9 protein-coding genes are annotated in these 11616 nt (G+C 57.5%); 1 reads left to right on the forward strand and 8 read right to left on the reverse strand.

Features of this window, described 5'->3' with window-relative positions; genetic code table 11:
• Positions 1 to 59 precede the first annotated feature (59 nt).
• The 5 genes from sstT to ABLV17_RS03400 form a co-directional block, all read right to left on the reverse strand.
• Positions 60 to 1307 (reverse strand): serine/threonine transporter SstT, encoded by a 1248-nt coding sequence (sstT, locus tag ABLV17_RS03380; protein ID WP_348854079.1) that lies wholly within the window; start codon positions 1305 to 1307, stop codon positions 60 to 62.
• A 267-nt stretch (positions 1308 to 1574) separates the two neighbouring features.
• Entirely contained in the window at positions 1575 to 2543 is a 969-nt protein-coding gene (locus ABLV17_RS03385) for a TerC family protein (protein WP_020077873.1), read from the reverse strand.
• A 268-nt stretch (positions 2544 to 2811) separates the two neighbouring features.
• Positions 2812 to 3801, reverse strand: coding sequence for a Gfo/Idh/MocA family oxidoreductase (locus ABLV17_RS03390; protein WP_271032076.1), 990 nt, complete (start codon positions 3799 to 3801; stop codon positions 2812 to 2814).
• 93 nt (positions 3802 to 3894) lie between these two features.
• Positions 3895 to 4518 carry an ElyC/SanA/YdcF family protein gene (locus tag ABLV17_RS03395; RefSeq protein WP_308958059.1) on the reverse strand — a complete coding sequence of 208 codons (624 nt, stop codon included), beginning with the start codon at positions 4516 to 4518 and terminating at the stop codon, positions 3895 to 3897.
• A gap of 199 nt (positions 4519 to 4717) precedes the next feature.
• Positions 4718 to 5209 carry a M48 family metallopeptidase gene (locus ABLV17_RS03400; protein ID WP_308958046.1) on the reverse strand — a complete coding sequence of 164 codons (492 nt, stop codon included), beginning with the start codon at positions 5207 to 5209 and terminating at the stop codon, positions 4718 to 4720.
• A gap of 70 nt (positions 5210 to 5279) precedes the next feature.
• On the opposite strand from ABLV17_RS03400, the gene rlmG reads away from it, so the two are divergent.
• Complete coding sequence (gene rlmG, locus ABLV17_RS03405; protein ID WP_348854080.1) at positions 5280 to 6410, forward strand: 23S rRNA (guanine(1835)-N(2))-methyltransferase RlmG; 1131 nt, start codon at positions 5280 to 5282, stop codon at positions 6408 to 6410.
• A gap of 197 nt (positions 6411 to 6607) precedes the next feature.
• On the opposite strand, the gene ABLV17_RS03410 is transcribed toward rlmG, so the two are convergent.
• From ABLV17_RS03410 to lsrR, 3 genes are all read right to left on the reverse strand, one after another.
• On the reverse strand, positions 6608 to 8629 hold the full coding sequence (locus tag ABLV17_RS03410) for an NADPH-dependent 2,4-dienoyl-CoA reductase (protein WP_348854081.1): 2022 nt from the start codon (positions 8627 to 8629) through the stop codon (positions 6608 to 6610).
• Between the two features lie 181 nt (positions 8630 to 8810).
• Positions 8811 to 10409, reverse strand: coding sequence for an autoinducer-2 kinase (gene lsrK, locus ABLV17_RS03415; RefSeq protein ID WP_348854082.1), 1599 nt, complete (start codon positions 10407 to 10409; stop codon positions 8811 to 8813).
• 37 nt (positions 10410 to 10446) lie between these two features.
• Positions 10447 to 11418 (reverse strand): transcriptional regulator LsrR, encoded by a 972-nt coding sequence (gene lsrR, locus ABLV17_RS03420; protein WP_100680615.1) that lies wholly within the window; start codon positions 11416 to 11418, stop codon positions 10447 to 10449.
• Between the last annotated feature and the right edge of the window lie 198 nt (positions 11419 to 11616).

Consider the following 11616-nt stretch of genomic DNA (forward strand, 5'->3'; position numbering starts at 1 on the left):
GGCTACCAGCCGAATACCGGACCGTAGGTCGGATAAGCGTAGCGCCATCCGACAATACGCTAACTACGCAGGGCGTTTTTCGCCAGCTGTTCGTCTTCGGCCATACAGGCCGCGGCGGTGAACAGCGCATCGGTTGACGAGTTGAGCGCCGTTTCGCAGGAATCCTGCAGCACGCCGATAATAAAGCCGACGGCGACGACCTGCATGGCGACATCGTTCGGAATACCGAACATGTTACAGGCCAGCGGGATCAGCAGCAGTGAACCGCCCGCCACTCCGGAAGCGCCGCAGGCGCACAGTGAAGCCACAACGCTCAGCAGCAGCGCTGTCGGCAGGTCCACCGGAATATTCAACGTATGCACCGCCGCCAGCGTTAGCACGGTGATAGTCATCGCCGCGCCCGCCATATTGATGGTCGCGCCCAGCGGAATAGATACCGAATAGGTATCGCGATCCAGATTCAGCTTCTCGCACAGCGCCATATTTACCGGAATGTTGGCGGCGGAGCTGCGGGTAAAGAAGGCGTAGACACCGCTTTCACGCAGGCAGGTCAGCACCAGCGGATACGGGTTACGGCGGATTTTCCAGAATACCAGCAGCGGGTTAATCACCAGCGCCACCAGCAGCATGCAGCCGACCAGCACCAGCAGCAGCTGGGCGTAGCCCCACAATGTGTCGAAACCGGTCGTCGCCAGCGTCGAGGCGACCAGGCCAAAAATACCCAGCGGCGCAAAACGGATGACCATCTTGACGATAAAAGTCACGGCGTGCGAGACGTCGTTAATCAGGTTTTTAGTGCTGTCGTTACCGTGGCGCAGCGCGAAGCCCAGGCCCACCGCCCACACCAGAATACCGATGTAGTTGGCGTTCAGCAGCGCGTCGATAGGATTAGCCACCATACTCATCAGCAGTCCGCGCAGCACCTCTACAATCCCCGACGGCGGGGTGATGCTGTCCGCCGCGCTGGTCAGATGCAGCGTAGAAGGGAAAACAAAGCTAAACAGCACCGCGGTGAGCGCCGCGCTGAAGGTGCCCAGCAGATAGAGAAACAGAATCGGGCGGATACTGGTTTTTTGTCCGTGCTGATGGTTAGCGATCGACGCCATCACCAGCATTAATACCAGTACCGGCGCGACGGCTTTTAGCGCGCCGACGAACAGCGTTCCCAGCAGCCCGACCGCGATAGCGGCCGGTTTCGAGACCAGCGCCAGTATCACGCCAAGTACCAGTCCCAACAGGATTTGTTTCACCAGACTGCCATGCGCCAGGCGCTGCAGCAGCCCCGACGGGCGGGTTTGTGTTGTCATAAATCATTCCTTCCAGTGATGTAGCAGTCCATCCCGGCGACGTATTATTTGTTACGTTTATGTCCGGATGTAAATGAATGTTTGCATGGTCGAGTATACGGAAAGAACGCGAGGGAGGAAGCGTAATCTACTGTTTCTTACGCGCCGATCTTGTTTTTTAACTATGTATTAACGTTTTTGTGACATAGATAAAGATTATGCGCGGGAAGCCTGAAGCAGTGATGCGTATCCCGGCCAGATACGCGATATCTGACCGGGAGCAGGGAGTTATTGCAGCTGTTTCTTCTTATCGTTCTGTTTGTTCACCCAGGCGTTAATCAGCAGCGTCGCCGCCAGAATGCCGCCCACCACGCCGAGGGAAACGGCGATCGGAATGTGGTAGAAATCGACGATCAGCATCTTGATACCGATAAACACCAGGATCACCGACAGGCCATACTTCAGCATCGAGAAGCGTTCGGCCACGCCCGCCAGCAGGAAATACATCGCACGCAGACCGAGAATCGCAAACAGGTTAGAGGTCAGCACGATAAACGGGTCGGTGGTCACCGCGAAAATCGCCGGGATGCTATCAACGGCGAAAATCACGTCGCTCAGCTCAACCAGAATCAGCACCAGCAGCAGCGGTGTGGCGAACAGTACGCCGTTTTTACGGGTGAAGAAGCGCTCGCTCTCGATTTTATCCGTCATACGCAGATGGCTGCGGATCCAACGCACCAGCGGCTTATCGCCGATCCCGGAATCATCTTCTTTCGCCAGCGCCATTTTCACCCCGGTAAACAGCAGGAACGCGCCGAACACGTACAGTAGCCATTCGAACTGCGAAATCAGCCAGCTGCCGGTGAAGATCATAATGGTACGCAGGACAATCGCCCCGAGGACGCCATACACCAGTACCCGGCGCTGTAGCGCAGGCGGCACGGCAAAGTAGCTAAAGAGCATTAACCAGACGAAGACGTTATCGACCGCCAGTGATTTTTCAATCAGATAACCGGTGAGGAAGGCTAACGCCTGCGGATCGGCGACGGCGCGGCCCTGCGTTTGCACCAAATACCACCAGAAAGCGGCGTTAAACAGCAGGGAGAGGGTGACCCACAGGATGGACCAACCGGCGGCCTGCTTCATGGTCATGGTATGCGCACCGCGCCTTCCCTGAAGCAGTAAATCGATCGCCAGCATGATAACCACGACTACAGCGAATCCGCCCCATAACAACGGCGTGCCGACACTATTCATTGCGTTATTCCTTACATAAAAACAAAACGGCTGTCGTCGGAAGACGGCAGCCGCTGCGCTTTTATGCATAGACCTCGCCTTCCGGCAAGGTCTCACTTACAACAAGACGGGAACTGGACCCTTGGTCTTGTTGCCCGGCGACCGGATGCGGTTTTGCACGCATCGTAATGACGATCGACCGGCCAGGAAGTTACTCCCCTTTGCACGTAACAAAGTATTACAAGTTATAAAGGGCGTCAATGGAGGTCGAGGGCCCATTTACACTCCTTTACTCCACAGGCTGAGTATCCGCCGGGAAGACCACGCCGGTCTGGCGACGGATTTCGCTGAGCAGTTTTGCCGTAATACGGCTGACTTCAAGCCCGGGATGATCGACGTCGTTGGTTTCCACCAGCCGCGCGAACGCCTCCGCTTCATACAACATAGTATTGATGTGCTGAGGCTGGGTGAGATCCTGCGCTTTTCCGCCGCGTGGAATAAAGGCCACCTTCTGGCATTCGGAGATTTTCTCAATCACCAGCGCGCCTTCTTCACCCTGGATTTCGCTAGGGATAGTGGAGTCGCTGACCTTCGAGTGGTGCAAGGTGACATCGAAATCGCCGTAGCTCAGCACCACCGTACCCTGGCCATCAACGCCGCTCGCCAGCAGGCTGGCGCTGGCATGGACCGCTTGCGGTTCGCCCCACAGCGCGACCGCCGAGGCGAGGCAGTAAAAACCGATATCCATAATCGAGCCATTGGAAAAGGCCGGGTTGAAGGTATTTGGATTTTCGCCGTCGAGATAGCGCTGGTAACGCGAAGAGTACTGACAGTAGTTGATGAAGGCTTTACGTAATTTGCCCACTTTATCGAGCGCTTCGCGCAGCAGCAGGAAGTTGGGCAGGCTGGCGGTTTTGAAGGCTTCAAACAGCACCACGTTGTTTTCTTTAGCCACGGCAATCGCCGCTTCGACTTCCTGGAGGTTTGATGCCAGCGGCTTTTCGCAAATCACGTGCTTTTTATGGCTCAGGAACAGGCGGGTTTGCGGGAAGTGCAGCGAGTTCGGACTGGCAATATAGACCGCGTCAACGTCAGAACTTTGCGCCAGTTCATCGAGCGAAGTAAACAGATGCTCGACCGGGTAGTCATTAGCGAAAGCTTGCGCCTGTTCAAGGCTGCGGGAATAAATCGCGGTGAGTTTAAATTTACCGGTTTCATGGGCGGCATCGACAAACTGCTTAGTAATCCAGTTTGTGCCAACAACTGCGAAACGTATCATAAACGTTGACGAACTCCGTTAAAGGGGACCTTTCGTCACTCTAGCACGCCATGATGACAAAACGAGTGCGCAAATACGCACTCTGGTAAATTGCTAGTTCTTGGTGGGGCATCCTCGCTGAACCTCTTGAGCTATGCTAACTACTGAACCCAGATATTTAGGTTGTCGATGTAATATCTTTGCATCAATAACTGCGCTAACTCGGGCTAGTTTTTCTCTAAAATGCGTGAATATTCGCGCTTTTTGGGGGATATCGGGAGCATTAACGGCAATAGCGCGAATACCATATTCTCTGGCCAGCCACAGCGCCCGCGGGTTATGGAAGCCCTGGGAAATAATAGTCATATCGGTTATGCCAAAAACTTTTTGCGCGCGCACTACCGAGTCTAGCGTCGAAAAACCTGCGTAATCGCAGAAAATCGCTTCTTCAGGCACCCCTTGATGGATGAGCGCCTGCTGCATCGCCGAGGGTTCGTCATAATTTTTTTTGCTATTGTCGCCGCTGACCAGTAGCCACTTTACTTTTCCGGCATGGTACAGCGCGGCTGCGGTATTAATACGGCGAACAAAGAATTTATTGCCAGGCTTGGCGCCGAGAACTAATCCAACATTATTGTAGGGAAGCGTGTTGATATCGTTCCAGATAAGATGTTGTGTTGTTTTGATAATGAGCGTGTCGGCGTAAAAGATTAATGTCACGCAGGCGGTAAGCAACATGCAAGCGGCGAAAATAAATCGACGGATAAGTTGGGCCGTCCTGATAGTAAAAGTACCGCTTATTTTGTTATATAACTCTGTTATGAACATCCAGTTCATTGACACATTCCCTGTGCTGAAATTAAACGAAAACTCCTTTAACTAATTGATTCTAAATTTAAGCGTATAAAAAAACTATCGGGACAAAAATTTTTCAGAATCAGGGTAAAGCAAGATGCGTCAGCCACAGGCGGGTATCAAACTCTAGCTGGTGGTACTGCGGCTCCATATGACAGCACAACTGATAGAAGGCTTTGTTGTGATCCTTCTCTTTTAAATGCGCCAGTTCATGAACCACGATCATACGCAGAAACGCTTCCGGCGCGTCGCGAAATACCGTCGCTACGCGAATTTCCGCTTTAGCTTTTAGTTTGCCGCCCTGAACGCGGGAAATAGCGGTATGCAGACCAAGCGCGTTCTTCAGCACGTGGATTTTACTGTCGTACATCACCTTATTGATTGGCGCCGCCCCGCGCAGATAGCGGGCCTTCAGATCCTGGGTATATTGATATAACGCCTTATCGCTGTTGACATCATGCCCCTGCGGATAGCGCTTTTGCAGCACCTCGCCGAGGCGACCTTGCTCGATTAAAGTCGTCACCTGCGACAGCAGCGATTCGGGGTAACCCTGAAGGTAAGGTAGCGTGTTCATGGTGAAAAAAGTTTACTTCTCCGGAGAATTGAGCGATAACACGCGCGAATTTTAGCATTTCGGAGGGGCGATGAGCCAGGTAGAGTTAAACGGTGAGTTATTCACATTAGAGCGGTTCCCACCTAACGCTGAAGAAGAAGCGCTTCAGGCATGGGAAGCGGCGGATGAATATCTGCTGCAACAGGTGAATGACGTCGACGGCCTGACGCTCATCTTCAACGACGGCTTCGGCGCGCTCTCCTGCGCGCTGGCGGAGCGCAACCCGGTCAGCATCAACGACTCCTTTATTTCCGAGCTGGCGACTCGCCACAACCTGCGGATGAACGGTATCGATGAAGAGAGCGTGCGCTTTCAGGATAGCCTGAGCCCGCTGCCGGTCGCGCCGGCGCTGGTGCTGATTAAGGTGCCAAAACAGCTGGCGCTGCTGGAACAGCAGCTGCGCGCGCTGCGCGAAGTGGTGACGCCGGAAACCCGCATTATCGCCGCGGCGAAAGCCCGAGATGTGCACAACTCGACGCTGGCGCTGTTTGAAAAAATCCTCGGTACCACCACCACTTCGCTGGCGTGGAAAAAAGCGCGTCTGATCCACTGCGTTTTCACCGCCCCTAAGCTTGCCGAAGCGCCGCAAACCTACAACTGGAAGCTGGACGGCACGCCGTGGACCATCCATAACCATGCCAACGTTTTTGCCCGCAGTGGCCTGGATATCGGCGCGCGTTTCTTCCTACAGCATTTACCGTCTGATTTAGAAGGCGAGATCGCCGATCTCGGCTGCGGCAATGGGGTGATTGGCCTGCAGGCGCTGGCGCAAAATCCAAACGCCAGGGTGATGTTCACCGATGAGTCGCACATGGCGGTGGCTTCCAGCCGTTTGAACGTCGAGCGCAATCTGCCGGACGATATCGAACGCTGTGAATTCATGGTCAACAATTCGCTTTCCGGCATTGAGCCCGACCGCTTTACGGCGATTCTGTGTAATCCGCCGTTCCATCAGCAGCACGCTATTACCGACCATATTGCCTGGCAGATGTTTAACGATGCCCGCCGCAGCCTGAAATATGGCGGCGAGCTGTACGTCGTCGGCAACCGCCACCTTGATTACTTCCGTAAGCTGAAGCGCGCTTTTGGTAATTGCACGACCATTGCGACGAACAATAAGTTTGTCATTTTGAAAGCAACGAAGGTGCGTAAGCAGCGCTGATTCTTGTTGTTGTCTCCCCCCGGCTTGCGGCTGTCGCCTTAGCCGGGCTACCGACTGGTAGTTTCAGCCAGCGTGGTGAAGACATTAAAGGCAGGTCGCAAGGACCGTAGGTCGGGTAAGGCGTTAGCCGCCACCCGACAAAAAACGACACCGCGGGTAACCCGGGGAAGGCGCATCGCGCCGCCCCCGGGACACGGCTAAATCGCCAGCGCCAGTTTTGTGCCCTGGGCAATCGCCCGACGCGCATCCAGCTCCGCCGCCACGTCGCAACCGCCGATGAGATGCACCGTTTTCCCCGCCGCGCGCAGCGGTTCCGCCAGCTCGCGGCGCGGTTCCTGACCGGCGCAGATCACCACCTGATCGACCGCCAACAGTTGGCGCTCGCCGCCGATAGTGACATGTAACCCTTCATCATCGATCTTTTCATAGCTGACCGCCGGGATCATTTTCACGCCGCGCGCCAGCAGCGTCGCGCGGTGGATCCAACCGGTGGTTTTGCCGAGCCCTTCGCCCGGTTTGCTGGCTTTGCGCTGTAGCATCACAATCTGTCGCGGGCTTTTACTCAGCTGTGGGCCTTCAGCACTCAGCCCTCCTGCCGTTTGCAGGCTGGTATCGATACCCCATTCGCGGCAGAACTCGCCGATATCCTGGCTGGTGGCCGCACCCGACTGGCTTAAATACATCGCGGTGTCGAAGCCGATGCCGCCGCAGCCGATAATCGCCACCTTCGCGCCAACCGGAGCTTTATCGCGCAAGACATCCAGGTAGCTCAGCACTTTGGGATGTTCGATCCCGTCGATCGCCGGCAGGCGCGGGGCGATACCGGTGGCGAGGATCGTCTCATCGAACGCCAGCAGATCGTCTGCCGTGACGCGGGTGTTCAGGCGTAGATCAACACCATGAAGATCGAGCATGGTGCGGTAGTAACGCAACGTCTCGTGAAACTCCTCTTTGCCGGGGATCTGTTTGGCGATATTAAACTGGCCGCCGATCTCCGGGAGCGCATCGAACAACGTGACATGATGACCGCGGGCGGCGGCGTTAACGGAGAAGGCCAGACCGGCCGGCCCGGCGCCGACCACCGCCAGCCGTTTAGGCGCGTTAGCAGGCAGGACCGGCATCAGGGTTTCATGACAGGCGCGCGGGTTGACCAGACAAGAGGTGACTTTGCCGGCGAAGATCCGATCGAGACACGCCTGGTTGCAACCGATGCAGGTATTGATTTCCCTGGCGCGATCGCGCTGCGCTTTCGACATAAATTCGGCGTCGGCGAGGAACGGGCGGGCCATCGATACCATATCGGCATCGCCGCGGGCGAGAATATCCTCCGCGACCTGCGGATCGTTGATGCGGTTGGTGGTGATCAACGGGATCGACACCGCACCTTTTAGCTTGCGGGTGACCCAGCTGAAAGCTCCGCGCGGTACCGGCGTGGCGATGGTCGGAATGCGCGCTTCGTGCCAGCCAATCCCGGTGTTGATAATTGTCGCCCCCGCCGCTTCAATCGCTTTGGCCAGTTCGGTGACTTCCGCCAGCGTGCTGCCGTCGTTGACCAGATCGAGCATCGACAGGCGGTAGATGATAATGAAATCGTGGCCGGCGCGCTGGCGCACCGCCTTAACCACCTCTACGGCGAAACGCATGCGCCTGGCATAATCGCCGCCCCAGTGGTCGTCGCGCTGGTTGGTGCGCGCGGCGAGAAATTCGTTAATCAGATAGCCCTCAGAGCCCATCACTTCAACGCCGTCATAGCCCGCTTCGCGCGCCAGCTGGGCGCAGTGGGCAAAATCATCAATCAGCGTAAGGATCTCATCGTGGCTCAGTTCATGGGGCGTAAAACGGTTAATCGGCGCCTGTAGCGCCGAGGGGGCCACTAGCGCGGGCTGGTAGCTGTAGCGCCCGGTATGCAGGATCTGCAGGGCGATTTTGCCGCCTTCCTGATGTACCGCGTCGGTAATATGGCGATGGTGCGCCAGATGGCTGGCATCGTTGAGTACCGCGCCGCCGGCCATGGTCACCCCGGAAGGCGCCGGAGCGATGCCGCCGGTGACGATCAGCGCCACGCCGTGACGGGCGCGTTCGGCGTAAAAGGCCGCCAGCCGCTGCGCGCCGTCCGGTAACTCTTCCAGGCCGGTGTGCATTGAGCCCATCAACACGCGGTTTTTGAGCGTTGTGAAGCCCAGCTCAAGCGGGGCGAAAAGCGACGGATAGCGGCTCATAGTGGCTTCCAATGTAAAATTATTGTTATGTGGTCGGATGAGTTACTAATTTAGCCGTCGCGGAGAAAAAGGGAAAAGGGGAGTGCGGTGATTGTGATGGGATTCAAAGAACGGAACACGTTGTCCCTCACCCCGGCCCTCTCCCAAAGGGAGAGGGGGAAAGGCGGATCGGTACCGGTGGTTAGGGTGACGGGGAAGACGCTACGCGCTGGCGGCGCTCCAGGCCCGGTGCTTGCCACATCGATGTTGTCAGGCCGCTATCGACAAGGCCAAGCTGATCGGCGTACACCGTCTGCCACTTGCTCATCATCTCCTGATACAGCTCGCTATGCTGCGGATTTGGGGTGAACTCGCGGTGCCAGCTCACTAACCGTTCTCCTGTACTGGCCATATCGTCATACAGTCCGGCGCCGGTTCCGGCGGCGATGGCGCAGCCCAGAGCGGTGGCTTCGCGGACGACCGGCACCCGCACCGGCAGGCCGGTGACGTCGCTGAGGATCTGGCTCCACAGCGCGCCTTTAGAGCCGCCGCCGGCAAACACCAGGCTCTCGAATGTTACCCCGGAGAACTGCGAAATCTGGGCCAGATTGCAGGCGGAGACAATCGCCGCGTTCTCCTCCAGCGCGCGGAACAGGGTCGCTTTATTGCACTTTTCCGGATCGATGGAGAGGTTAATAAACGACGGCGCGGCGTGGTACCACTGCTTAAAGTGCATGGCGTCGGAAAAAATAGGCATCACGCCGTGGGAACCGGCGGGCACGCGGCTGGCCATCTCCTCCAGCAGCGAATAGGCATCGACGCCGAGCCGCTCGGCAATCAGTTTTTCTTCAGCGCAGAAGGCGTCGCGAAACCAGCGCATGGTCAGCCCGGTAAAGAAACTGATCGATTCCGCCTGCGCCATGCCGGGAATGACATGAGGATTAACGCGAATATTCATCTGCGGATCGGTACGCACCTGCGGCAGGTTGACCACCTGCTGCCAGAAAGTGCCGCCGAGTACCGCAGTTTGCCCGGCGCGCACCACCCCAAGGCCCAGGCAGCCGAGCTGGACGTCGCCGCCGCCCATCACTACCGGCGTCCCGGCGCGCAGGCCGCTCTGCTGCGCCGCCGCTTCGGTGACGACGCCCAGCAGGGTACCGGTCTCTTTGACCGGCGACAGCATATCGGCGCGCAGCCCGGCCATATCCAGCAGCGCCGGGCGCCAGTCGCGGCTGAACAGATCGAGCATGCCGGTGGTGCCGGCGTTTGACGGGTCGACCGCCAGCTCGCCGGAAAGTTTCGCCGCCAGCCAGTCGCTGATCATGGTGATGGTCGCCGCTTTGCGGTAGATATCGGGGCGGTGGTGCGCCAGCCACAGCAGGCGCGGCATGGCGCTTAGCGCCAGGGTTTGTCCCGAGACCTCGTACACCTCGGATTCAAAACGATAGTCGTGGATCTCCTTAAGCTCCGCCACTTCGCGGCTGGCGCGGGCATCGACGTTGGCGCAGGCCCAGATGGCCTCGCCGTTGCGGTCATAGAGGACGATCCCTTCGCGCATCGAACAGCAGGCGACGGATTGAATATCGGCGGCAGAGAGCCGGGCGGCGTCGAGCGCCTGGCGAATGCACTGGCAGGCCAGCTGCCAGTTGGTGGTAAGGTCGAACTCCATCGAGCCGGGGACGTTATCAACGCTCAGGTGTTTCCATTCGGCCTGGCCTACCGCCAGCTGGCGGCCATTAAGATCGAAAATGACCGCCCGAATGCTGCCGGTCCCGGCATCTAACGCTAACAGGTAACTCATGACATGCGCCTCGCTGTTGTCGCGCGGCGCCAGGCCGTCAGGAGGCCAGTGCGAGCACCGCGCGTGCTGTTGTCTCTTCCGTTACCAGGCCATTAATGCGCTTGCCAATCAGAGCGGCATGAATCGCCTGCGCTTTTTGTTCGCCCCCGGCGACGCCAACGATGGTCGGCAGCTGCGCCAGTTCATCGAGGGTTACGCCGAGGAGTTCCCGATGGATCTCCAGTCCTTCTACCGGCCGGCCGTCAGCCTGCAGGAAATAACCTAAAATGTCGCCGACCGCGCCTTTGCGCGCGTACATCAGCTGTTCACCCTCGCTGATATAGCCGGAGCGTAAAATGGTGGCGTCGCGCCGCTGATCGATGGCGCCAATGCCAACCACCGCCGCGTCCGCCGCCGTTGCCGCCAGCATCACGTCGCGCACGCTCGACTCGCGGCGCAGGATCTCGGCGACATCCGCCGAAGAGACCCGCAGCGGCGCCGGGATAATGCTGACGCTACAGGCGGCATCAAGCTGGCCGATGCCGGTCATATAAGGGCCGACGCCGCCGGAGAGGGTCACCAGCCGCACCTGCTGCGAGCCAATAAAGCCGCTGAGGTGCTGCAGGCAGCTCATGGTGGCTTCGCCGAAGCCGACTGCCAATAATTGCCCCGGTTGCAGAATGCCCATCAGAGACTGCGCCGCGCCGATACCCAGCCGGGTATTCATCGGCGGGGTGTTGAGCGCCGGCAGCACGCGGGCAATCTTGAGGCCAAAACGCTGCTGGAGTTCACTTTCCAGCGCCAGACAGCCCTCATAGCGCGAGTTGATCTGCACGCGGATCACCCCGGACTGACGGCCTTTCTCCAGCAGGCGAGAAATCTTCAGTCGCGGCAACCCTAAACGCTCGCCGATGTCATTTTGCGTCAGGCCGTCGTGGTAGTAGCACCACGCCACCCGCGCCACCAGCTCTTCCTCGGCTAACGCCAGCCCGGCGTAGCGGTTCTCTTCCGTAATGCGTTTTTCGCTCATAAATTGAACTCTTATAAAAATTTAGATCATATGTTCGCTATTGCGCGGTCGGAAAGTGTGAGCCGACTGGCAAAATGGATCTTTCATCGCTGGCGCCTTTTTTCCTGACGATCTAAAGCGCCAAACTGTGATCTTCGCACGGTTGTAAATATAGTTCACGGTCTACGCTTTTGAACATTATTAAATCTAAAAATCATT

The sequence above is a fragment of the Klebsiella sp. CN_Kp091 genome, assembly GCF_040065095.1.
GTDB classification, from domain to species: Bacteria; Pseudomonadota; Gammaproteobacteria; order Enterobacterales; family Enterobacteriaceae; genus Klebsiella; species Klebsiella aerogenes.